Source organism: Mesorhizobium sp. M0954, assembly GCF_040319155.1.
Classification (GTDB): domain Bacteria; phylum Pseudomonadota; class Alphaproteobacteria; order Rhizobiales; family Rhizobiaceae; genus Mesorhizobium.
In genome coordinates this window covers 126,041-147,160 of record NZ_JAMYNR010000003.1, presented here as the reverse complement: position 1 = coordinate 147,160, position 21,120 = coordinate 126,041, and the positions used below count along the sequence as shown (strand labels likewise).

The 21,120-nt window shown below is 63.4% G+C and carries 23 protein-coding genes and 1 tRNA gene; 12 read left to right on the top strand and 12 right to left on the bottom strand.

The window, feature by feature from the left end; translation table 11 throughout:
* Positions 1-123: 123 nt before the first annotated feature.
* From yacG to NKH93_RS05825, 9 genes are all read right to left on the bottom strand, one after another.
* Positions 124-315 carry a DNA gyrase inhibitor YacG gene (gene yacG / locus NKH93_RS05865; protein ID WP_023677402.1) on the bottom strand — a complete coding sequence of 64 codons (192 nt, stop codon included), beginning with the start codon at positions 313-315 and terminating at the stop codon, positions 124-126.
* A complete protein-coding gene (locus tag NKH93_RS05860; protein WP_352969587.1) occupies positions 312-941 on the bottom strand; it encodes a Maf-like protein in 630 nt (209 codons plus the stop codon). The genes yacG and NKH93_RS05860 overlap by 4 nt, the downstream gene beginning before the upstream one ends.
* 25 nt (positions 942-966) lie before the next feature.
* Positions 967-1,185, bottom strand: a complete 219-nt coding sequence (infA, locus tag NKH93_RS05855) for a translation initiation factor IF-1 (RefSeq protein WP_006200926.1) — start codon at positions 1,183-1,185, stop codon at positions 967-969.
* 89 nt (positions 1,186-1,274) lie between these two features.
* Complete coding sequence (locus tag NKH93_RS05850) at positions 1,275-1,757, bottom strand: arsenate-mycothiol transferase ArsC (RefSeq protein WP_502893829.1); 483 nt, start codon at positions 1,755-1,757, stop codon at positions 1,275-1,277.
* On the bottom strand, positions 1,745-2,230 hold the full coding sequence (locus tag NKH93_RS05845) for a UPF0262 family protein (RefSeq protein WP_352470151.1): 486 nt from the start codon (positions 2,228-2,230) through the stop codon (positions 1,745-1,747). The genes NKH93_RS05850 and NKH93_RS05845 overlap by 13 nt, the downstream gene beginning before the upstream one ends.
* 2 nt (positions 2,231-2,232) lie before the next feature.
* Positions 2,233-3,525 carry a histidinol dehydrogenase gene (hisD, locus tag NKH93_RS05840; protein ID WP_352969585.1) on the bottom strand — a complete coding sequence of 431 codons (1,293 nt, stop codon included), beginning with the start codon at positions 3,523-3,525 and terminating at the stop codon, positions 2,233-2,235.
* Positions 3,526-3,529: 4 nt separating this feature from the next.
* The gene (locus NKH93_RS05835; RefSeq protein ID WP_352470153.1) at positions 3,530-3,964 is read right to left on the bottom strand and encodes a DUF2948 family protein; all 435 of its coding nucleotides are present in this window, start codon (positions 3,962-3,964) and stop codon (positions 3,530-3,532) included.
* Positions 3,965-4,265: 301 nt separating this feature from the next.
* A complete protein-coding gene (murA, locus tag NKH93_RS05830) occupies positions 4,266-5,558 on the bottom strand; it encodes a UDP-N-acetylglucosamine 1-carboxyvinyltransferase (protein WP_023677408.1) in 1,293 nt (430 codons plus the stop codon).
* A 157-nt stretch (positions 5,559-5,715) separates the two neighbouring features.
* Positions 5,716-5,922 carry a hypothetical protein gene (locus NKH93_RS05825; protein WP_352920614.1) on the bottom strand — a complete coding sequence of 69 codons (207 nt, stop codon included), beginning with the start codon at positions 5,920-5,922 and terminating at the stop codon, positions 5,716-5,718.
* Between the two features lie 160 nt (positions 5,923-6,082).
* Between NKH93_RS05825 and NKH93_RS05820 the strand changes: the two genes are divergently transcribed.
* Positions 6,083-6,157 (top strand) — tRNA-Thr (locus NKH93_RS05820).
* A 165-nt stretch (positions 6,158-6,322) separates the two neighbouring features.
* Here the strand turns inward: NKH93_RS05820 and NKH93_RS05815 are convergent.
* The 3 genes from NKH93_RS05815 to NKH93_RS05805 all read right to left on the bottom strand — a co-directional run bounded on the left by NKH93_RS05815 (position 6,323) and on the right by NKH93_RS05805 (position 9,054).
* Positions 6,323-6,661, bottom strand: coding sequence for a BRA0787 family protein (locus NKH93_RS05815; RefSeq protein ID WP_352613946.1), 339 nt, complete (start codon positions 6,659-6,661; stop codon positions 6,323-6,325).
* 67 nt (positions 6,662-6,728) lie between these two features.
* A complete protein-coding gene (locus tag NKH93_RS05810) occupies positions 6,729-6,956 on the bottom strand; it encodes a hypothetical protein (RefSeq protein ID WP_352541336.1) in 228 nt (75 codons plus the stop codon).
* A 295-nt stretch (positions 6,957-7,251) separates the two neighbouring features.
* Complete coding sequence (locus NKH93_RS05805) at positions 7,252-9,054, bottom strand: dipeptide ABC transporter ATP-binding protein (protein WP_352969583.1); 1,803 nt, start codon at positions 9,052-9,054, stop codon at positions 7,252-7,254.
* A 208-nt stretch (positions 9,055-9,262) separates the two neighbouring features.
* Here NKH93_RS05805 and NKH93_RS05800 point away from each other — a divergent pair, with 208 nt between their 5' ends.
* The 11 genes from NKH93_RS05800 to NKH93_RS05750 all read left to right on the top strand — a co-directional run bounded on the left by NKH93_RS05800 (position 9,263) and on the right by NKH93_RS05750 (position 21,109).
* Complete coding sequence (locus tag NKH93_RS05800; protein WP_352470158.1) at positions 9,263-10,621, top strand: LLM class flavin-dependent oxidoreductase; 1,359 nt, start codon at positions 9,263-9,265, stop codon at positions 10,619-10,621.
* 14 nt (positions 10,622-10,635) lie between these two features.
* Positions 10,636-11,412 carry a DUF427 domain-containing protein gene (locus NKH93_RS05795; protein WP_352813648.1) on the top strand — a complete coding sequence of 259 codons (777 nt, stop codon included), beginning with the start codon at positions 10,636-10,638 and terminating at the stop codon, positions 11,410-11,412.
* 33 nt (positions 11,413-11,445) lie between these two features.
* The gene (locus NKH93_RS05790; RefSeq protein WP_352969581.1) at positions 11,446-13,083 is read left to right on the top strand and encodes an ABC transporter substrate-binding protein; all 1,638 of its coding nucleotides are present in this window, start codon (positions 11,446-11,448) and stop codon (positions 13,081-13,083) included.
* Between the two features lie 7 nt (positions 13,084-13,090).
* The gene (locus NKH93_RS05785) at positions 13,091-14,050 is read left to right on the top strand and encodes an ABC transporter permease (RefSeq protein WP_352969579.1); all 960 of its coding nucleotides are present in this window, start codon (positions 13,091-13,093) and stop codon (positions 14,048-14,050) included.
* Complete coding sequence (locus tag NKH93_RS05780) at positions 14,047-14,934, top strand: ABC transporter permease (RefSeq protein ID WP_352969577.1); 888 nt, start codon at positions 14,047-14,049, stop codon at positions 14,932-14,934. The genes NKH93_RS05785 and NKH93_RS05780 overlap by 4 nt, the downstream gene beginning before the upstream one ends.
* A gap of 199 nt (positions 14,935-15,133) precedes the next feature.
* Complete coding sequence (msuE, locus tag NKH93_RS05775) at positions 15,134-15,703, top strand: FMN reductase (RefSeq protein ID WP_352772567.1); 570 nt, start codon at positions 15,134-15,136, stop codon at positions 15,701-15,703.
* Between the two features lie 29 nt (positions 15,704-15,732).
* Positions 15,733-16,833, top strand: coding sequence for a dimethylsulfone monooxygenase SfnG (gene sfnG / locus NKH93_RS05770; RefSeq protein WP_023722893.1), 1,101 nt, complete (start codon positions 15,733-15,735; stop codon positions 16,831-16,833).
* 55 nt (positions 16,834-16,888) lie between these two features.
* On the top strand, positions 16,889-17,791 hold the full coding sequence (locus NKH93_RS05765) for an ABC transporter ATP-binding protein (protein WP_352920605.1): 903 nt from the start codon (positions 16,889-16,891) through the stop codon (positions 17,789-17,791).
* A complete protein-coding gene (locus NKH93_RS05760; protein WP_023722895.1) occupies positions 17,791-18,687 on the top strand; it encodes a branched-chain amino acid ABC transporter permease in 897 nt (298 codons plus the stop codon). The genes NKH93_RS05765 and NKH93_RS05760 overlap by 1 nt, the downstream gene beginning before the upstream one ends.
* Positions 18,688-18,690: 3 nt before the next feature.
* A complete protein-coding gene (locus NKH93_RS05755; RefSeq protein WP_023722896.1) occupies positions 18,691-19,728 on the top strand; it encodes a branched-chain amino acid ABC transporter permease in 1,038 nt (345 codons plus the stop codon).
* A gap of 49 nt (positions 19,729-19,777) precedes the next feature.
* On the top strand, positions 19,778-21,109 hold the full coding sequence (locus tag NKH93_RS05750) for an ABC transporter substrate-binding protein (RefSeq protein WP_352516270.1): 1,332 nt from the start codon (positions 19,778-19,780) through the stop codon (positions 21,107-21,109).
* The last annotated feature ends 11 nt before the right edge of the window (positions 21,110-21,120 follow it).

The window sequence follows — 21,120 nt, the reverse complement described above, 5'->3', positions numbered from 1 at the left end:
ATGGAACAAGTTCTGGACATTGATTTCAGGCGGGAAACGACAGGCAGTCCGCAAGGCCGATCATCGTCACGATCGCGGCTGCGAAACCGTCCCAAGCCTGTGGAAAACCGCAGGTGGACGGTGCTATTTCTGGTCGTCGTTCTCATCCTCGTCGTCGCGGCCCGGGATGACGTAGACCCCCTTCAGCCAGCGGTTGAGGTCGATGTCCTTGCAGCGCGTCGAGCAGAACGGGTAGGTTTCGCGCGCCGATGGCTTGCCGCATTCGGGGCAGGGCCGCTTGGGCCGCAACGGCGTGACCTTGTCGTCCGGGCTCATATCCGCGCACCCGACAGCCAGTTGGCGTGCACCTTAAACCCTTCGCCGCTCAAAAGCGCTACCGTCTCGTAGAGTGGCAGGCCGACGACGTTGGTGTAGGAGCCGACAAGCTTGACGACGAAGGCGCCGGCAAGCCCCTGGACGCCATAGCCACCGGCCTTGCCGCGCCATTCTCCGGATGCGATGTAGGCCTCGATCTCCTCGCGCGGCAGCCGCTTGAAGCGCACCCTGGTCTCGACCAGCCGCAAGCGCTGCTTGCCGCCAGGTGTGATCAGGCAGATGCCGGAATAGACGCGGTGCGAACGGCCGGACAAAAGCCCAAGGCAGTTGGCGGCGTCGTCGAGCGTCTCGGCCTTGGGCAGGATGCGTCGCCCGACGGCAACCACCGTGTCGGCCGCCAGCACGAAGCTCGGCGCGTAGTCCGTCTCGGTTTTCAGCGAGGCCAGCGCTTTCTCGGCCTTCTGCATCGCCAGGCGCTTGGCCAGCGAACGCGGGTGTTCGGCGCGCAGCGGGGTCTCGTCGACATCAGCCGGCAGCACACGGTCCGGCTCGATGCCGGCCTGCTGCAGCAGCTCGATCCGGCGTGGCGAACCCGAGGCAAGCACGAGCTTCTGCAAAATGCCCATCGCGATCCCGGCCGGGTCCTTGAACTTACTTGAAGCGGTAGGTGATGCGGCCCTTGGTCAGGTCGTAGGGCGTCATCTCGACCAGGACCTTGTCGCCGGTCAAAACGCGGATGCGGTTCTTGCGCATGCGGCCGGCGGTATGGGCGATGATTTCATGTTCGTTTTCGAGCTTGACCCTGAACATCGCGTTGGGCAGCAGTTCCGTCACGACACCCGGAAACTCGAGGACTTCTTCCTTCGGCATTCGATACCTTTGCTTGGATGGGTACTTCCAGCGCCCCGGCCGGAAAGTTGCGCGGAACCTATATGATAAACGCCCGCTTGTGAACATGCTTAATCCGCGGCGTTTTCAGCCCCGTTGCCGAGAAAACGGCGGCCGATCCGCGCCTTCAGCCGCTCGCGCACGTCGCGGTAGGCGGCCATGATCTGCTCGCGCGTGCCACTGACGCCGGTCGGGTCGGGCATCGGCCAATATTCGACCTCGACGGCCAGCGAGCGGGTGAGTTCGAGCGCGATGTGGTGGGCTTCCGGCGCCAGCGTGACGATCAGGTCGAAATAATCGTCCTCGAGGTCATCCATCGTTCTCGGGTGCCGTTCGCCCAACGACAGCCCTTCTTCGGCCAGCACGGCATCGACGAACGGATCGCGTTCGCCGCCGCGCACTCCCGCCGAGGCGACGAAGGTGGTAGGCGGGAGCACCTTGCGCGCCAGCAATTCGGCCATCGGCGAGCGCACGGCGTTCATGCCGCAGACAAACAGGATCGAGCGGGGCAGGATCTGGCGGGGCAGCGGGGCGGCCAGTTTCAGCCTCGCCAGTGCAGCACGCAAACCAGCGTGAACAGCCGGCGCGCCGTGTCGAAGTCAATCTCGATCTTGCCGGCAAGCCGGTCCATCAGCCTCTGCGAGCCTTCATTGTGCAGGCCGCGCCGGCCCATGTCTATCGCCTCGATATGGCTTGGCGTCGCGGTGCGGATGGCATCGTAATAGCTTTCGCAGATCATGTAGTAGTCCTTGACGATGCGCCGAAGCGGCGTCAGCGACAGGATGTGGGTGACCACGGCTGCGCCGTCCTCGCGCGTCACCGCGAACACCAGCCGGGACTCGGCCAGCGACAGTTTCAGCCGGTATGGCCCGGCGCCGTCGTCATTGACCGGCTGGAAGCGGTTCTCCTCGATCAGGTCGAAGATCGCCACCGCCCGCTCATGCTCGACATCGGGCGTCGAGCGGCCGATCGTCTCGTCGAGCTCGACATCGATCAGCCTGGCGCGGGTTTGGTCGTAGTCGGACATTTCTACATGTTCAGCCGGATGGCGACGGAGCGTCCATGCGCATCGAGGCCTTCCGCCTTGGCGAGCGTGATCGCCGCCGGCGCCAGTGCCCGCAACTGCTCCGGCCCGAGCTTCAGGATCGAAGTGCGCTTGACGAAATCGAGCACCGAAAGCCCGGACGAAAAGCGCGCCGAGCGCGCCGTCGGCAGCACGTGATTGGAGCCGGCGACATAGTCGCCGATGGCTTCCGGCGTGTGGCGGCCGAGAAACACCGCACCGGCATTGCGCATCCGCGCCAGGAACGCCTCTGGGTCGTCGATGGCAAGCTCGACATGTTCGGCCGCGATTCGGTCGACCAGCGGCAGTGCTGCCTCGATCGTCGGCACCAGGATGACGGCGCCGAAATCGCGCCAGCTCGCCGCCGCCGTTTCTCCGCGCGGCAGGTTCTGCAACTGCCGCTCCACCGCCTGTTCGACCGCTGCGCCAAAGGCACGGTCGTCGGTGATCAAGATCGACTGCGCCGACACATCATGTTCGGCCTGGGCGAGGAGGTCGGCGGCGATCCAGTCCGGATCGTTGCTGCCGTCGGCGACAACCAGCACTTCCGACGGCCCGGCGATCATGTCGATGCCGACCGTGCCGAACACCTGGCGCTTGGCCGCCGCGACATAGGCATTGCCAGGGCCGACGATCTTGGCGACGGGCTTTATCGTTTCGGTACCATAGGCAAGGGCCGCGATCGCCTGGGCGCCACCAACGCGGTAGATTTCGGAGACACCGGCAAGGTCGGCTGCCACCAGCACCAGCGGCGGCACCTCGCCGCCAGAGGCCGGCACCACCATGGCGATGCGCTCGACGCCGGCGACCTTGGCCGGCACCGCGTTCATCAGCACCGAACTCGGATAGCTCGCCGTGCCGCCCGGCACGTAGAGCCCGACGGCCTCGATTGCCGTCCAGCGCGATCCGAGCTCGACGCCGGCGGCATCGGTGTAGCGGTCGTCCTGCGGCAGCTGCCGCCGATGATGGGCGCGGATGCGCTCGCGCGCGAATTTCAGCGCCTCGACCGTCTGCGGATCGGCGGCCTCGTAAGCCTTGGCAATGTCGTCCCTGGAGACGGCGATGCCGAGCCTGGCCAGGTCGCCGCCGCCGAATTTCTGCGTGTACCCGACCAGCGCCGCGTCGCCCTCGGCACGCACCTTGGCGATAATCTCGCGCACCACGGCGTCGACATCGGCCGAGACTTCCCGCTTGGTCAGCAGGAACGCGGCAAAGCGCTGCTCGAAATCGGCGTCGGACTGGCGAAGCGTGATAACCATCACATCAGACCCTGTGGACCGGGCGCGACGTCGCTTCCCAGGCGCCGCCGACATCGGCAAGCCGCGCCTCGATGCATTCGACATCGAGCATGATCGCGCCGCCGCCCGAAAAGATCAGCTCGACGATGCCGGCCGGTTTGTCGAGCGCGAGAAAGCTGATCGCCAGCAGTGACAGCACCTCGTCCGGCTTATCGCGGGCAATGCCGCTGGTCTTGGCGCCGAGCACCCGGTCGAAATGCAGCACGGCCTGCCGCCGCTCATTGTGCTGGCGGAAGAAGCCGGATTTCGCCTCCCAGACGAAGCGGTTCATGGTCAGCACGAAGCGCTTTACCGAAGGCAGGTATTCGAGATCGCTGACCTTCATGACGGCATCCTGGACATGCGCCGAGATGATGCTCAGATCCTGATCGTCGAGCGCGACAAGCTTGAGGCCATTCATGCGGAATTCGCACCTGCGAGTTGATTATTCGACCTTCTGTTAGGCGGTCTTTCCTGCTCGTGCAACCGCGCCGGAGGTCTTGTCCAGGCAATCGCCCCAGTCGGCGCTGCCCCTCATCCCCCTGCCGGGACCTTCTCCCCGTATAGGGACGGGGAGAAGGGGCTGGCCGCAACCTCGGCACCCTCCCGCAACGCTGGAGATTGGCGAAATCCTTCGCGAGGCGTCCCTTCTCCCCGTCCCTATACGGAGAGAAGATGCCGGCAGGCAGATGAGGGGCAGCGCCGACCTGAGCCTGCTATGGTCACCCCGAAATGCGCTCGATCTCCGCGCCGCAGCCAGACAGCTTTTCCTCCAGCCGCTCGAAGCCGCGGTCGAGATGGTAGACGCGGTTGACCGTGGTTTCGCCTTCGGCAGCAAGGCCGGCAATGACCAGCGACACCGAGGCGCGAAGATCGGTCGCCATGACTGGCGCGCCCTTCAGCTTCGCTACGCCGTCGACGATCGCCGTCTGGCCGGACAGCGTGATGTGGGCGCCGAGCCGGGCGAGTTCCTGGACGTGCATGAAGCGGTTTTCGAAGATCGTCTCGGTGATGCGCGACTTGCCCTTGGCCATCGTCATCAGGCCCATGAACTGCGCCTGAAGATCGGTCGGGAACGCCGGGAAGGGCGCCGTCGTCACATCGACCGGCGAAATGCCGGCGCCGTTGCGCCTGACGCGGATGCCGGAATTAGTCTGCGTGATCTCGGCGCCGGTCTGCGAAATGATGTCGAGCGCCGTCTGCAACAGGTCGGGCCGCGCGCCTTCCAGCACGACGTCGCCGCCGGTCATCGCCACCGCCATCGCATAGGTGCCGGTCTCGATGCGGTCGGGGATCACCCTGACGCGAGCACCCGACAGCGCCTCGACGCCGTCGATGGTGATGGTCGCCGTGCCGGCGCCCGAGATCTTCGCGCCCATGGCGTTGAGGCATTCGGCGAGGTTGACGATCTCCGGCTCGCGCGCGGCGTTTTCGAGCACCGTCTCGCCCTTGGCCAGCGAGGCCGCCATCATCAGCACATGGGTGGCGCCGACCGAAACTTTCGGGAACACATAACGGTTGCCGACAAGCCGGCCGTTCCTGGTCTTGGCGATGACGTAGCCGGTGTCGACGTCGATATCGGCGCCCAGCGCCTGCAGGCCTTCGAGGAAGAGGTCGACCGGCCGCGTGCCGATGGCGCAGCCGCCGGGCAGCGACACCTTGGCTTCGCCCATGCGGGCCAGCAGCGGTCCGATCACCCAGAACGACGCCCGCATCTTCGACACCAGCTCGTAAGGCGCCGTCGTGTCGACGATGTTGCGGGCCGAGAAAGTGATGGTGCGCGAATAGCCTTCCTGCTGCTTTTCGCGGCGGCCATTGACCGAATAGTCGACGCCGTGATTGCCGAGGATGCGGATCAGCTGCTCGACATCGGCCAGATGCGGCACGTTTTCCAGCGTCAGCGTGTCATCGGTCAAAAGCGCGGCGATCATCAGCGGCAGCGCAGCGTTTTTCGCGCCCGAGATCGGAATGCTTCCGGCAAGCTTGTTGCCGCCAACAATTCTGATGCGATCCATGAAGAGCGTCCCCTCGGCGCCAAGGCCGGTTTAAATCGGTTGAGTCTGTTGCGGCCATCTAGACCATTGGCCGGCTTGGTTCAAGAAACAGGCTACTCCCCACTTTGGCCCACGCCGACTTGGCCAAAGTACCGGCGACCAACATAGCCGATTCGCGTTAATCTTTTTTCATCACCGCTTGCAGCCCCTCCGGCCGCTTATCGGCGTCGCCGGTCCGTCGCGACCGCGATTGCGCCTTGCGCTTCTGCAGGTTGGCGCGCAACTGCTCGGCCAGCCGGTCCTTGCGGCCCGTTCCGGCTTTTTTCGCTGAACCATCCTTCTTCGGTGATCCATCCTTGTTCGGAGAAACTGTCTTGCCGTTCATCGTTCTGTCCCCGGCCGGCGACCCGCCGGTGCGGATCAAGGGATAGCCAACATTGTGGCACGGCCATGTCCGCAACGATCGCCCGGTGCGGCCTTTCAACCCGTCTTTGTCTTGGCCTTGCGCTTGCCGGTTCGATATGGCAGAAGCCCCGCCATCGGCGGCTGCGGTAGCTCAGTGGTAGAGCACTCCCTTGGTAAGGGAGAGGTCGAGAGTTCAATCCTCTCTCGCAGCACCAGTCTATCCGCACCATGCAGAGCTATGGCCATCGCCGCGCATGACCGACTGAGCAAATAGAGGCTATCAGGGCAGATCGCGACGCATACCGGCTGAATGATACGGAGCCGAGCTGCCTTGTGCCCGCATCCTCGGGCTTTGACGGGAACCTATGCAGCGTCGCCTGTTAGTTGCCGACGTCGCCGCTCCGGAGCCGCTTCACGCACAAAGCGCGAAGGACCAGAGCGGCATCGGCGTAAGTGATCGCCTTTTCGCCGCCGAAAACCAGTGCATTGCCGACAACCTCTAGGACATCGCCCTCGATGCGCCAAGGAAGAATATCGGTGCAGGTCCGCATGCGGCCGAAGACCGAACTGATCGGCACCATCTGGTCCTCAAATTCCACGTGCGGCTCGTCCGTTCCCGGAATCCAGGTTTGGTAAGCTTCCAAGGCATCGTCGAAGGCTCCGTGCAAATGAATCGGAGCATGGCCCTCATGCAGTGCGGGTAAAAGGCGTGTGGTCATCGGTCTCCTCCTGGATCGCGGCAGCCAGCCAATGCTGCCAGGTAACCCCCGCATTTCGATGATTGGTCTATGGCCGGATGCGACGGGCGCCTACCCAATAGCCGCAAGTGCCGATGCCCCAATAGAAGGCTTCATCCCGTCCTGAGCGGCGAAATTTCGCCTCGGAGTCAGAAGCGTCGTCCGCCTGCGCCTGATCCGGCGCATAACGTGAACGCTCCATGGGCGGGAAAAGGGCGCCGATCACGATCCTGATACAGCCCGGAACGGCTTCCAGAAATGTCTGCGTCATCGTCATCTCCTGATCCTGCGAACATGGACGGCGAAAAGTCAGGCACTTGAAGCGGGCAGTATGACCGGCTTCTTAGCAAATGTCTATCAAACTTGTAGACATTGGCTTGTAAGGAGCGAGCCTCAGACGAAATACCATGCGAGCTTGCCTGTGACTACGGTGGATGCTTGATCGCCAAGCTTCCTGCTATCCGCGCCTCGAACGGCCGCAGCTCCCGGTCTCTTGGCACTTTGCGACGGGGATCAGCTCCATCGCGCCTTCCTCGCGAGCGCGACGGATCTTCAGAATGATGATCCGTCCTTCATGAACCTTGGTCGAGCCGCCAACATGCGATCAGGTGCTCGTCGCCAGCTTGGCTGAGGGGCGGTTCGGCTTTCCAGCAATCGGCAACAGCGAGCGAGCAACGGCCGGCGAAGGCGCATCCCTGGCTCGGGCCCGCCGCGATGTCGGCCTGAGAGATGATCTTCGGCGCTGCATCGTCTGAAGACGCCGCCAGCAGCAGTTTCGTATAGGGATGATTGGGTCCGTGAAAAATCTGGTCGGATGAGCCGGTTTCGACCAGGCGGCCGCGGTACAGCACGCCGATCCTGTCGGCCATGTAGCGCACGACCCTGAGATCGTGGCTGATGAACAGATAGGTCGTGTCCTTGTCGCGCTGCAGGTCGTTGAGCAGGTTGAGAACAGTTGCCTGGACGGAAACGTCGAGCGCCGAAGTGGGTTCGTCGAGCACGACGACCTTCGGCACGCCGGCGAAGGCCCGTGCGATCGCCGCCCTTTGCCGCTGGCCGCCGGAAAGCGAGCGCGGTTTTTGCTCAGCCGTGGTGGTGCCCAGCCGGACTGATTGCAGCAGGTCGCCGACGCGCTGGACCGCCTCACCGCGGCTGAGGCCGGCAAGCCGCCACAGCGGACGACTGAGAATCCTGCCGATCCTGTGTCGCGGATTGAGTGTGCGATCCGGCGACTGGAAGACCATCTGCACGTTGCGACGGTCGCCCGGCGCCCGCTTCTCGACGCGCGGCGCAACCGTCTTGCCGAATAGCTCGACAGCCCCCTCGCTCGGCATCTGTAGGCCGGTGACGATCCTTGCCAGGGTCGACTTGCCGGAACCGGACTCGCCGATCAGCCCGAATGTCTCGCCCTGGCCGATCTGCAAGTCGATATTGTGCAGCACCGCCTGGCTGCCGAACGCATGGCTGATGCCTTTGCAGGCGATCGCGATTCGGCGTTCTTTGCGCTCGCCGGCATCTTCATTCTGGACCGCTGAGTGCGATGGCAGGCCGTCCGTCTCCGCCAGTCTTCCATTCCGCTTCGTGTAGTTGAGCGCCGGGATCGAGGCGATCAGCGCCTTCGTATAGGCGTGAGAGGGGTTGTCGAAGATATCGCCGGCGGCGCCGCTTTCGACCACGGTTCCCGACTGCATCACCGCCACCCGGTCGCAGGAGCGGCGGATCATGTTGATGTCGTGGCTGATCAGCAGAATGCTGGTCTTGTGGTCCCTGCGCAGGCCGGAGAGGATGGCGATGATCTCGGACTGGACGCTGGCGTCGAGCGCCGTCGTCGGCTCGTCCAGCACCAGCAGCGACGGGTCGAGCGCAATCGCGATGGCGATGTTGGCGCGCTGCTGCATGCCACCGGAAAGCTCGTGCGGATAAAGCTCGAGCATCCGGTCCGGATTGCCGACCCAGACACGCTCTAGCAGATCGGCGGCGCGCCAGCGGGCCTCCTCGTGGCGAACCGGGCGATGCCGCAGGATCGTCTCGATGATCTGCCGGCCGATCGTCATCGCCGGATTGAGCGCCGCACCCGGATGCTGGTAGACGGCGGCGATATGGTCGCCCCTCAGCTTGCGAAGCTGTTCCGCTGAGAGTTCGCGGATTTCCCGTCCCTGGAATTCAAGCGCTGACGCCGCGACCCGGGCGTTTTTCGGCAAATAGCGCAGTATGGCGAGCGCCACCGAGCTTTTTCCCGATCCTGATTCGCCGACCAGGCCGAGTGCTTCGCCTTCCCCTATGTGCAGTGATACGCCGCTGACGGCGGGATGCGATCCTTTTCGCCCTTCATAGGTGATAGAAAGCTGCTCTACGTTCAGAACTGATGAGGACATTGGGAGCTTGAAACCACTTTCTTCCAGCGTCGCGATCGAGGGCAATCGCTTCCACTTTTGCAATGCTTTATCTCTATAAAATTACTAGAATTAAGCCGGAGCGCAATCTAACTTTCATGGCTCAAGAGCGATTGTCGCCGCTTGCCGAAGCAGCGCGACAATCTCCGGAGCAGATTTGGCTCCAGGGCAGATCTGGAAGGAGACTGGCATGGCTCGAGACCACATGATCCTCAGCGCATTTTTCTTCAACCCGCAGGGCGATCATCGGATGTCGTGGCGCCATCCGCGGGCGCCGGGCCGGGAGGTGCTGGACTTCGAGTTCTACCGTGATCTCGTGCAGGCGGCCGAGCGGGCCAGGATCGACACCATCTTCGTCGCCGACCACGTTTCGATCTGGGATTCGGTCAAGAGCGGTGTCGCCCACTACGCCAATGCCCGCCTTGAGCCATTGACGCTGCTGTCGGCACTGGCCGGCGTGACCAAACACATCGGCCTGATCACCACGGCGTCGAGTTCGTACAGCGAGCCCTACAATGTTGCGCGCATGTTCGCCTCGCTCGACCATATCAGCAAGGGCAGGGCGTCGTGGAACGTCGTCACATCGGCCATGGACGAGGAGGCGCGCAATTTCGGCCGCGACGGCAACATAGAACATGCGTTCCGCTATGAGCGCGCGGCCGAATTCCTCGATATCGTCAAGGCGCTTTGGGACAGCTGGGAAGACGAGGCGCTGCTGATCGACAAGGAGGCGGGCTATTTCGCCGATCCCGACAAGGTCCACCCCATCGATCACAAGGGCAAGCACTTCAAGGTGCGCGGGCCGCTCAACGTCTCGCGGCCGCCGCAGGGCCACCCGCTGATCGTCCAGGCCGGCTCGTCCGAGGACGGCAAGAACTTCGCCGCCGCCCAGGCCGACGTGCATTTCGCCATCTACAGCACCAGGGAAGACGGCATCAAATACCGGCAGGACATCAACGAGCGCCTCGCCCGCTATGGCAGGAAGCCGGAGAGCTTCAAGATCCTGCCGGGCATTCTGCCGATTGTCGCCGCTTCCGAGGCGGAAGGCCGCGAAAAGCAGGAATACCTCCAGACCCTGTTGCCCGATCAGGTCGGCATCGACCTTCTGTCCAGCTGGAGCGGCATCGATCTCTCCGTCTATCCGCCAGACGGGCCGCTGCCGCCGCTGCCGGACGAGAGCACCTTCAATGGCGGACGGACATCGCTCAACCGGGTCAAGGAATGGTCGAAGCAGAATCTCAGCCTACGCGACATCGCCCGCAAGCTCGCCAACAGCGGTTCGGTGCCGACCGTCGCCGGCACGCCCAAACAGATCGCCGACCAGTTGCAGGACTGGTTCGTTTCAGGCGCCGCCGACGGCTTCAACCTGATGTTCCCGCTGCTGCCCGAGGACTGGGTGAATTTCGCCGAGCAGGTGGTGCCGGAGCTGCAGCGCCGCGGCGTGTTCCCGACCGAATACGCGCCGGGAACGCTGCGTGACCGCTTCGGTCTGGCGCGGCCGGCAAACCGCTTCGCCGAGCAGCGCGACAACGCACGCGCCGTGTCCTGACCGGGAGAACGATCATGACCGTCGCGCCAAGATTGCAGCCTCGCGAAGCCACCGCGCCGCAGCTCGTCAATGTCCTGCACAGTCCCAAGCGTGTGCGCGTCAAATTCGGCGGCCGCACCATCGCCGACAGCCGCAACGTGCTGGTGCTGCGCTCCAACCATTTCCTGCCGATCTATTTCTTCCCGCCGTCAGCGGTAGATCCGTCGGTGCTGAAGCCCTCGCTGCATCGCGAACCGCATCCAGTCGGTGGCGAGACGGCCTATTGGGATATCGACAGCGGCGACAGGCGCAGTGCCAACGCGGCGTGGGCGTTCATCTCGCCGCCGGACGAAGCGCTGGCGTCCCTGGCCGGGCGGATCGCCTTCACCTGGAAGGCCGTCGACCAATGGTTCGAGGAGGACGAAGAGGTCTTCGTCCATGCGCGAGACCCTTATGCGCGCATTGATGTGCTGCAAAGCACGAGCCATGTGCAGGTCTGGTTCGACGGCGAGCCGATCGCCGACAGTCACCGCCCGGTGCTTTTGTTCGAGACCCATCTGCCGACGCGTTTCTATCTGCCGGCGGAAGACATCCGGCTGGAGCGGCTGATGGCGTCCGTTACAACGACGCGATGTCCCTACAAGGGCATTGCCTCCTACTGGTCGGGGCTGCTGAGCGACGGAACGGTGCGCCCGGACATCGCCTGGAGCTACCGGGATCCAATCGTCGAAATGCCGAAGATCAAAGGCCTCATCGCCTTCTATCCGCAGGCCGTTGACCGCATCCATCTCGACGGCGAACCCGTCGCATAGATTTTTAATTTTCATTTCAAAGCAGGGTTTAACATGACCGAACGCAGGGATATCGACGCACTTCGCAGCCTGTCGGGGGACATCTGGAATGTCGCCGTCGACGAATATCAGGGCGGCTTTCTCAAGCGCCGCGATCTCCTGAAATACGCCGCACTGCTCGGCCTGACAGGCTTTGCCGCCTCGCAGGGGTTCGGAGCCGCACGCGCCGCGGCCGCCGCCGGCGGCACGGTTCGTGTCGGGCTCGGTCAGCCGACCAAGGCGATCGATCCGGTTTCGGTGACCGATCCGGCCAGCATCGGGGTGATCAGCCAGGTCGGCGAATATCTGATCCTCGACGATCCGAAGGACGGTCTCCAGCCGAAGCTCGCTTTGTCCTGGGAGGCCGACGAGACAGCCAGCCGCTGGACCTTCAAATTGCGGCAAGGAGTGAAATTCCACGATGGCCGCGCCGTCACCGCCAAGGACGTGGTGGCGAGCTTCGAGCGGCTGGTCGATCCGGCCAGCGGCTCGTCGGCGCTCTCAGCCTACAAGGGCATCCTGTCCAAGGGTGGCGCCAAACTGGTCGACGAGCAGACAGTCGCCTTCGATCTCGACGGTCCCAACAGCAACTTTCCCTTCTATGTCTCCTCCGACGTCTACAATGCGGTCATCCTGCCGGCCGACTATGCCGGCGATTTCGAGAAGACTTTCAACGGCACCGGCCCGTTCAAGCTCGAATCCTTCCGTCCCAAGCAAGGCGCCAGCTTCGTGCGCAACACCGATTACTGGGGCGAGAAGGCACTTCCCGATCGTGTCGAGATCAAGTTCTTCGACGACGAGCAGGCCCAGGTGCTGGCGCTGCAGGCCGGCCAGCTCGACGTCATCCCGAGCACGACGCGCCTGGAACTGGCGATCGAGGGCAACCCCGCCTTCAAGCTGCTCAGCGTGCAGGCAAGCTCGCATGATCAGGTGCATCTGCGAACCGACCAGGCGCCGTTCACCGACAAGCGCATCCGCCGCGCGCTGGCACTCACCATCGACCGCGAGGCGGTGGTCAAGGGCCTGCTGAAGGGCCGCGCCATCGTCGGCAACGACACCCCGTTCGCGCCGATCTTCCCTTCGGCCGATCCGTCGGTGCCGCAGCGCAAGCACGATATCACGGAGGCCAAGCGGCTGCTTGGCGAGGCTGGCGTGCCGAACGGCTTCGAGGTGACGCTGACCACCGAACGCGCCTATGACATTCCCGACTATGCGGTGATCATCCAGAACTTCGCCAAGAAGGTCGGCATCGATGTCAAGCTCAATGTCCTGCCGCAGGACGCCTATTACGGCTCGGCGACCTTCGGCAGCTCGCCCTGGCTGGATTCGGTTCTCGGCATCACCGACTACGGCCATCGCGGCACGCCCGACATCTTCCTCAACGCCACGCTGAAGAGTACGGGAGCCTGGAACGCGGCGCATTTCAACAACCCCGGCTATGATGCGCTGCTGCTCGACTACTCGAAGGCGCGTGACCTCAATGCCCAGCGCCTTGCTGCCGGCAAGATCCAGACGCTTTTGCTTGACGAGACGCCGGCGATCATCAGCTACTTCTCGCAATACAGCCGGATTGTCAGCTCGAAGGTCGAGGGCGTGCGCTTCACCGCAATCTCGCATCTGCTGCTCGATCGCGTTTCCTTCGTCCAGGCATGATCGCGACATGCTGACCGGCCGCATTCTGCCAGCGCGTGTCGGCACTCTCGTCCTCACGCTGTGGCTTGTCAGTGTCCTGGTTTTCTTCGCCGGGCAGGTTTTGCCCGGCGATGTCGGCCGCGTGATGCTCGGGCCGTTTGCCGACGCGCAGGCGGTGGCGGAGCTGAACAAGCGGCTGGGCGCCGACCAGCCAGTTCTCGTCCAGTATTGGCTCTGGTTCAGCAAGGCGGTGTCAGGCGATTTCGGCACCTCGCTTTCGATGCGCGCGCCGGTGGCCCCGTTCGTGCTGGAGAGCCTGAAGCGCTCCGCATCCCTTGCCGGCATTATTTTGGTCTTTCTCATTCCGCTCGGGGTTGGCGGCGGTGTCATCGCCGGTCTCAACGCCGGCCGCCTCATCGACCGGCTGATCGTGATGGCGGGCGTCTCCTTCGGCATCGTCCCGGATTTTGTGTCCGGCCTGATGCTGCTCATCGTTTTCGGCCTGTGGCTGAACTGGTTCCCGATCTCAGGCGTTGCGCCGGATGGCGCGGGCTTCTGGACGCAAGGCTATTATCTGATCCTGCCGGCGCTGCCGCTGGTGCTCAATCTTGCCGGCTACATCGCCCGGATGACGCGGGCCGGCGTGATCGAGGCGATGGCCGCCGACTACACACGCACCGCCGTCCTGAAAGGGCTTGAGCGGCGCGAGATCATCCTTCGGCACGTGCTGCGCAATGCGCTGACCCCGACCATCGCGGTGCTGGCGACGCAGACCGGATACATGCTTGGCGGGCTGGTTGTGATCGAAGCGCTGTTCGGCATCCAGGGACTTGGCAATCTGGTTCTGAACGCGGCCAAGGCGCGAGATTTCCCGATGCTTGAAGCGGGGGTGCTGGTGATGGCGGCAATCTTTGTTCTTTCGGCGGCGGCGGGCGACTTCGTGCTGGCCTTGCTCGATCCGCGGCAACGCCGTCGGACCTCGCCATGACGGATCTGACGGAGTTTCCCGCATCACGGCGCGCCGTGGCCGGTTTTCCGGCGGTGCGCAGGATCGGCAGTGCCTTCTCCGGACTGCCCCCATCGGTCGTGATCGGAACGCTGCTGCTACTGTTCTGGGTCATATGCGCGGTAGCAGGCAATCTTTTCGTTCCGTATGATCCCTATGCCGAGGATTTTCTGGCGATGCTGACGCCGCCCGATGCCTCGCACTGGTTCGGGACCGATCAGCTCGGCCGCGACGTGCTGTCCCGCATTATCGTCGGATCGCGCGATATCCTGCTGGTTGCGCCGCTGGCGACGCTGGTCGGCGTTGCCGCCGGCAGCATCATCGGCCTGGTGCTCGGCTATTTCGATGGCCTCACCGATGCCATCGGCGCGCGGCTGCTCGATACACTGATGGCGTTTCCATTCATCGTTCTCGTCACCATGACGCTGGTGGCGATCGGGCCGTCGAACCTGACCGTCGTCCTGGTGATCGGCATCGCCTATGCGCCGCTGGTGGCGCGCACCGTCCGCGCCGCCGTGCGCGAGCAGAAGCAGCGCGACTATGTCAGCGCCGCCCGGCTTGGCGGCGAAGGCGCGCTCGCCATCATGTTCCTGGAGATATTGCCCAACATCAGGGAGACGATCCTCATCGAGTTCGTCACTCGGCTGGGCTACGGGTTCTTTTCGATCGCGACGCTGAGTTTTCTGGGCCTCGGCATCCAGCCGCCGTCGGCCGATTGGGGGCTAGCCGTCGCCGACGGCTACGGCTTCCTGTCCGGCGGTAAATGGTGGGTCGTCGTTTTCAATTCCGGCGCGATCGTTTCACTGGTCATGGCAACGAACCTAATTGCCCAAGGCTTAGGCGCGTTTGAAAATGGTGATGGATGAATGCGAAGCCGTATTGATGGCCTGAGCTTCGGTCTGCTCGCTATACGGACATTGCTACGTCCATTAGCAGAACGGCATTTTTCTCCGCGAGGCCGAAAAATCGGAACGTAGTTCCTTATCTCTATAGATTTTGTCGAATATCGTCTGCCCCGGTTTGGAAATGACCCGATGCGCATGCAGGGTCCGGGAGATTGACGAGTTGGCAAGGCTATCGGTTCTCGGAATATCCGGCGGCGTAAGCACACCATCGCGCACTACCGCGGTGGTCAACGCGCTGGTCAAGGCAGTCGCCTTGCGCGTCCCGGCAGACACCGGCGTGATCGAAATCACCGAGGCGGCGCCTTCGATTTTCGCCGGGCTGTCTCGTCGTGCGCTCGGCGCGTCTGGCGAAGCGATCATCCAGCGTGTCGAGAAGGCCGACCTGCTCGTGGTCGGAACGCCGGTCTATCGGGCGTCCTACACCGGCGCTCTCAAGCACCTGTTCGACCTCGTCGATCATCGTGCACTGACGGGCAAGACCGTGCTTCTCGCGGCAACCGGCGGAAGTCCATACCATGGCCTGGTTCTCGAACATCAGCTCCGGCCATTGTTCGGTTTTTTCGGGGCCGTCACCGTCCCGACCGGCGTCTACGGCGCGCCCGACGATTTCGTCGATGCCAAGATCGTCGGCGCGGCGATTATCGAGCGCATCTCACGGGCCGCTACCGAAGCGATTTCCTTGCTTAATTCCAGTCATGCAAATGCTGCCGTCGCCACGCGCGTCGGTTGAAGCCAATCAAAAAGGGGAAACGAAACGAAATGACCTCGAATTCCGACAACGTGAAGTTCGCCTACTGGGTCCCGAACGTTTCGGGCGGCCTTGTCATCTCGAACATCGAGCAGCGGACAGGCTGGGACATCGATTATAACCGCAAGCTCGCCCAGATCGCCGAGGCCAACGGCTTCGACTACGCGCTGAGCCAAATACGCTTCACGGCCGGCTATGGCGCCGACAACCAGCACGAATCCGTCTCGTTCAGCCATGCCTTGCTCGCTGCCACCACAACGCTGAAAGTCATCGCGGCGATCCTGCCGGGCCCATGGAATCCAGCGCTGGCGGCCAAGCAGATAGCCACCATCAATCACCTGACCAATGGCCGTGTCGCCGTCAATGTCGTGAGCGGCTGGTTCCGCGGTGAGTTCGCCGCCATCGGCGAGCTGTGGCTCGACCATGACGAGCGCTATCGCCGCTCGGAGGAATTCATCCGTGCGCTGCGCGGCATCTGGACCGAGGACAATTTCACTCTGAAGGGCGACTTCTATCGCTTTACCAACTACTCGATGAAGCCGAAGCCGATCGATCCGCAGCCGGAGATCTTCCAGGGCGGCTCATCACGCGCGGCGCGCGACATGGCTGCGCGGGTTTCCGACTGGTATTTCACCAACGGCAACACGCCGGAAGAGATCAAGAAGCAGGTTGACGACATCAAGACCAAGGCGAAGGCCAATGGCCACAAGGTCAAGATCGGCGTCAACGCCTTTGCCATCGCTCGCGAAACCGAGGCAGAAGCGCGCACCGTGCTCGACGAGATCATCGCCAAGGCCAATCCGGAGGCGGTGCAGGGTTTCGCCGATCAGGTCAAGAACGCCGGCAAGGCCTCGCCGGAAGGCGAGGGTAACTGGGCGAAATCCTCTTTCGAGGATCTTGTCCAATACAATGACGGCTTCCGCAGCAATCTCATCGGCACGCCGGAACAGATTGCCGAACGCATCCTCAAGCTGAAGGATGCCGGCGCGGATCTGATCCTGCTCGGTTTCCTGCATTTCCAGGAAGAGGTGGAGTTCTTCGGCAAGCGCGTCATCCCTCTGGTGCGCGAACTGGAAGCGGCGCGCGACAGGGAGCTCGTCGCCGCGGAATAGGACAGGCGCGGCCTTCAGGCCGCCGCCCGCACGCCTTCAAAATCAGGGACGTTTCATGATTGGTGCTTCGCTGGGAGCCGCCGCATACGAGCGCGCGCCCGAAATCTCCGGGATTCTTGCTGGTGCTGGTCCCGTCGAAGACACGCGCCCGGCGCGCCTGTCGCCAAAGGCTGATGCGATCCTGGCGCTGGGCGGGATCAGCATTTCTTTTGGTGGCGTCATGGCATTGCGGGATGTCGACCTCGAGGTCAAAAGCCGCGAGATCCGCGCGGTGATCGGTCCCAATGGCGCCGGCAAATCCTCGCTGATCAACATCATCAGCGGCCTCTATCACGCCGATCAGGGCAAGATCGCGATCGATGGCCAGTCCTTCTCCCGGGTGTCGGCAAGCCGTCTGGCACGGCTCGGCGTCGCGCGCACCTTCCAGAACCTGGCACTGTTCGGTGGGCTTTCAGTGCGCGACAACATCGCGTCGGGCCGCGTCCACACCCGGCGCGCCAGCTTTGTCGAACATATCGCCGGTCTACCGCGCGCCCGGCGCGAAGATGCCGCGATCGCTGAAAAGGTCGACCAGACAATCGCCTTCCTGCATCTCGAGGCCGTCGCCGATCGCCTGGTCGCAACGCTGCCCTACGGCCTGCAGAAGCGGGTCGAACTGGCGCGCGCGCTTGTCGCCGAGCCGAAGATCCTGCTGCTCGACGAGCCGATGGCCGGCATGACGGCGACCGAGAAGGCCGAGATGGCCGGTTTCGTGCGCGCAGCGCGCGACCGGCACGACGTCACCATCATCCTCATCGAACACGACATCGGCGTGGTCATGGGGCTCTCCGACCGCGTCGCCGTGCTCGACTACGGCCGCAAGATCGCCGACGGGACACCGGCCGAGGTCAGGGCCAATCCGGCGGTGATCCAGGCCTATATCGGCACCGCCCAAGGCGAAGATGGCGAGGGCATCTGATGAGCTACTATGATTTCCTCTTCGTCATCGAGGTGCTGGTCGGTGGCTTGCTCTCAGGCGTCATGTATTCGCTCGTCGCCATCGGTTTCGTGCTGATCTACAAGACGTCGGGCGTGCTGAACTTCGCGCAAGGGTCGATGGTGCTGTTCGCCGCACTCACCTTTGTCAGCCTTGTCGAACGCGGCATCCCGTTTGCGCTTTCGCTGCTCATTACCCTCGCGGTCATGGTTGCGCTGGGCTTCACCATCGAGCGAACTGTGCTGAGGCCGCTGGTCAATCGCTCGCCGATGACGCTGTTCATGGCCACGCTTGGCCTGTCTTACATCATTGAAGGCGCTGCCCAGTTGGTGTGGGGCACGCAGGTGCACGGGCTCGATCTCGGCATCGACGACACGCCGTTCGAGGTCGGCGGCATCCTGATATCGTCGTTCGATCTTCTTGCTGCAGGCATTGCCGCGGCGATGGTCGCCGGCTTGAGCGCATTCTTCTATTGGACCCGGATCGGGCTGGCATTTCGCGCCGTCGCAGACGACCAGTTCGCGGCGCTCGCCGTCGGGCTGCGGCTGCCCCGGATCTGGGGGACGGTGTGGACGGCCGCGGGGTTCGTGGCACTGGTCGCGGGACTTTTGTGGGGCGCGCGCCTCGGCGTCCAGTTCTCGCTGTCGCTGATCGTGCTGAAGGCGCTGCCGGTACTGGTGCTTGGCGGCTTCGATTCCATCCTCGGCGCCATCGTCGGCGGCCTCATCATCGGCGCCAGCGAGAAGCTCGCCGAGGTCTACCTCGGACCCTTTGTCGGTGGCGGCATCGAAGGCTGGTTCGCCTATGCGCTGGCGCTGGTCGTCCTGCTGGTGCGCCCCTCCGGCCTGTTTGGCCAGAAGACTGTCGAAAGGGTCTGACCGATGGCCGTGCAAGCGCTCGATGCCGCAAGGCTTCCCATCGACTGGCAGAGGTTAGCTCTGCCCGTCGCCCTGATTGCCGTGGCCTACGGCCTGATCCCCGCCTATGCGTCGAGCTATCTCGTCGAGGCGATCCTGCTGCCGTTCCTTGCGCTCAGCCTGGCGGCGGTCGGCCTCAACCTTTTGACCGGCTATTGCGGCCAGCTTTCGCTGGGCTCCTCCGCCTTCATGGCGGTCGGCGCTTTCGCCGCCTACAATTTCAACCTTCGGGTCGAAGGACTGCCGCTGGCTGCAACCATGATCCTGGCCGGGATTTCGGCCGCCGGCATCGGCGTCGTGTTCGGATTGCCGAGCCTGCGCCTGCGCGGCTTCTATCTCGCCGTCTCGACGCTCGCCGCCCAGTTCTTCGTGCAGTGGGCGCTGACCAAGTTCGGCTGGTTCTCCAACGACAACCCTTCCGGGGTGATCTCGGCGCCGCACCTTGCCGTTGCGGGCTTCTCGCTCGACAGGGCGACGGGCCGCTACCTGCTCTCGGTGACCACGGTCATCGTGCTCACGGCGCTCGTCTGGCGCCTGGTCAACAGCGCGACCGGCCGCAATTTCATCGCCGTGCGCGACAACGAAACCGCCGCGCGGGTGATCGGCGTCCCTGTGCTGAAGACCAAGCTGCTCGCGTTCGCCATCTCGTCCTTCATCATCGGCGTCGCCGGGGTGCTGTGGGCCTTCACCTATCTGCGCACCGTCGAGCCGGCCGGCTTCAATCTCGACCGCTCGTTCCAGATCCTGTTCATCATCATCATCGGCGGGCTGGCCTCGATACGCGGCGCCTTTCTGGGAGCGGCGTTCATCGTCATCTTTCCGCTCATCCTGTCGCGGCTTGGCGCCTTCCTGTTTGGCGGACTGTTCGATTCGGGTGTTCTCGACATGAGCCAGCGCATCGTGCTCGGCGCGCTCATCATCATCTTCCTCATCGCGGAACCGAACGGGCTGTCGGCCCTCTTCGACCGCCTGAAACGACGGATCGGCTCAAGGTCCAGCTGAGCGCCGCTCGACATCCTCTCACGGACCACAACCTCAGGAGACGCAATCCATGACCTTCTTCAGTCACCTCAAGAAAGCGGCGATCGCCACGGCCTTCGTCCTCGGCGCGACGGCGGTCCACGCCGACGAGCAGTATTTTCCCCTGCAGAGCTACCGCGTCGGCCCTTATGCCGCCGGCGGCACCGGCTTCTTCGGCGGCTTCATCGACTATCTCAACCTGATCAACATCCGCGACGGCGGCGTCAACGGCGTCAAGCTGACCTGGAGCGAGGGCGAGACGCAGTATGAGGTCGAGAAGGGCGTCGAGGTCTATGAACGATTGAAGAGCAATCCCGGCATCGCCGCCTGGAACCCGCTTTCGGTCGGCATCGCCTATGCCATGATCGACCGCATCACCGATGACAAGGTGCCGCTGATTACCATCAACCACGGCCGCACCGACACCACGGACGGACGCGTGTTCCCTTACGTCTTCCCGCTGCTGCTCAATCCCTACAGCGAGACCTCGGGCATCGTGAACTATATCGCCTCCAAGGAAGGTGGCCTCGACAAGCTCAAGGGCAAGAAGATCGTCGTGCTCTATCACGGCTCGCCCTATGGCAAGGAGACGATTCCGATCTATGAGCTGCTGTCGCAGAAATACGGCTTCGAGCTGTCGCAGATCGAGGTTCCGCATCCAGGCAACGAGCAGCAGGCGCAGTGGCTGACGATCCGTCGCGAGCATCCGGACTATGTGGTGCTGCGCGGCTGGGGCGTGATGAACCCGGTTGCGCTCAAGACCGCGCAGAAGACCGGCTTCCCGGCCGATCACATCGTCGGCAATGTCTGGTCGAATTCGGAAGAGGATGTGATCCCCGCCGGCGATGCCGCCAAGGGCTATACGGCCATCACCACCCAGGCGTCAGGCGAGCAGTATCCGGTGGTCCAGGAGATCGTCAAAACGGTCTACGGCGCCGGCAAAGGCAATCTCGAGGAAAAGAGCCGTATCGGCTCGGTCTACCACAATCTCGGCATCGTCAACGGCATCCTCAATGTCGAGGCGGTCCGCATCGCGCAGGCCAAGTTCGGCAACCGCACGCTCACCGGCGACGAAGTCCGCTGGGGCTTCGAGCATCTCAAGCTCGATCCGGCACGCGTCGAGGCGCTGGGCGCCAAGGACCTGTTCCACTCGATCAACGTCTCCTGGGACAATCACGAAGGTGACGGCTACGTGACCTTCCAGCAGTGGGACGGCAAGAAGTGGAACGTCGTCTCCGACTGGATTGCGCCCGACTGGAAGCTGCTGCGTCCGATCATCGAGAAGTCGTCCGAGGCCTATGCCAAGGAAAAGGGCATCAAGATCCGCACGGCCGAAGACGCCGAAGCAGTGGTCAGCAACTGAAGTCCAACAAC

Excerpts from the sequence above, each read along its gene's own strand:
- yacG (WP_023677402.1), bottom strand. The coding sequence starts at position 315 with ATGAGCCCGGACGACAAGGTCACGCCGTTGCGGCCCAAGCGGCCCTGC.
- NKH93_RS05860 (WP_352969587.1), bottom strand. The coding sequence starts at position 941 with ATGGGCATTTTGCAGAAGCTCGTGCTTGCCTCGGGTTCGCCACGCCGG.
- infA (WP_006200926.1), bottom strand. The coding sequence starts at position 1,185 with ATGCCGAAGGAAGAAGTCCTCGAGTTTCCGGGTGTCGTGACGGAACTG.
- NKH93_RS05845 (WP_352470151.1), bottom strand. The coding sequence starts at position 2,230 with ATGTCCGACTACGACCAAACCCGCGCCAGGCTGATCGATGTCGAGCTC.
- hisD (WP_352969585.1), bottom strand. The coding sequence starts at position 3,525 with ATGGTTATCACGCTTCGCCAGTCCGACGCCGATTTCGAGCAGCGCTTT.
- NKH93_RS05835 (WP_352470153.1), bottom strand. The coding sequence starts at position 3,964 with ATGAATGGCCTCAAGCTTGTCGCGCTCGACGATCAGGATCTGAGCATC.
- murA (WP_023677408.1), bottom strand. The coding sequence starts at position 5,558 with ATGGATCGCATCAGAATTGTTGGCGGCAACAAGCTTGCCGGAAGCATT.
- NKH93_RS05825 (WP_352920614.1), bottom strand. The coding sequence starts at position 5,922 with ATGAACGGCAAGACAGTTTCTCCGAACAAGGATGGATCACCGAAGAAG.
- NKH93_RS05815 (WP_352613946.1), bottom strand. The coding sequence starts at position 6,661 with ATGACCACACGCCTTTTACCCGCACTGCATGAGGGCCATGCTCCGATT.
- NKH93_RS05810 (WP_352541336.1), bottom strand. The coding sequence starts at position 6,956 with ATGACGATGACGCAGACATTTCTGGAAGCCGTTCCGGGCTGTATCAGG.
- NKH93_RS05805 (WP_352969583.1), bottom strand. The coding sequence starts at position 9,054 with ATGTCCTCATCAGTTCTGAACGTAGAGCAGCTTTCTATCACCTATGAA.
- NKH93_RS05800 (WP_352470158.1), top strand. The coding sequence starts at position 9,263 with ATGGCTCGAGACCACATGATCCTCAGCGCATTTTTCTTCAACCCGCAG.
- NKH93_RS05795 (WP_352813648.1), top strand. The coding sequence starts at position 10,636 with ATGACCGTCGCGCCAAGATTGCAGCCTCGCGAAGCCACCGCGCCGCAG.
- NKH93_RS05790 (WP_352969581.1), top strand. The coding sequence starts at position 11,446 with ATGACCGAACGCAGGGATATCGACGCACTTCGCAGCCTGTCGGGGGAC.
- NKH93_RS05785 (WP_352969579.1), top strand. The coding sequence starts at position 13,091 with ATGCTGACCGGCCGCATTCTGCCAGCGCGTGTCGGCACTCTCGTCCTC.
- NKH93_RS05780 (WP_352969577.1), top strand. The coding sequence starts at position 14,047 with ATGACGGATCTGACGGAGTTTCCCGCATCACGGCGCGCCGTGGCCGGT.
- sfnG (WP_023722893.1), top strand. The coding sequence starts at position 15,733 with ATGACCTCGAATTCCGACAACGTGAAGTTCGCCTACTGGGTCCCGAAC.
- NKH93_RS05765 (WP_352920605.1), top strand. The coding sequence starts at position 16,889 with ATGATTGGTGCTTCGCTGGGAGCCGCCGCATACGAGCGCGCGCCCGAA.
- NKH93_RS05760 (WP_023722895.1), top strand. The coding sequence starts at position 17,791 with ATGAGCTACTATGATTTCCTCTTCGTCATCGAGGTGCTGGTCGGTGGC.
- NKH93_RS05755 (WP_023722896.1), top strand. The coding sequence starts at position 18,691 with ATGGCCGTGCAAGCGCTCGATGCCGCAAGGCTTCCCATCGACTGGCAG.
- NKH93_RS05750 (WP_352516270.1), top strand. The coding sequence starts at position 19,778 with ATGACCTTCTTCAGTCACCTCAAGAAAGCGGCGATCGCCACGGCCTTC.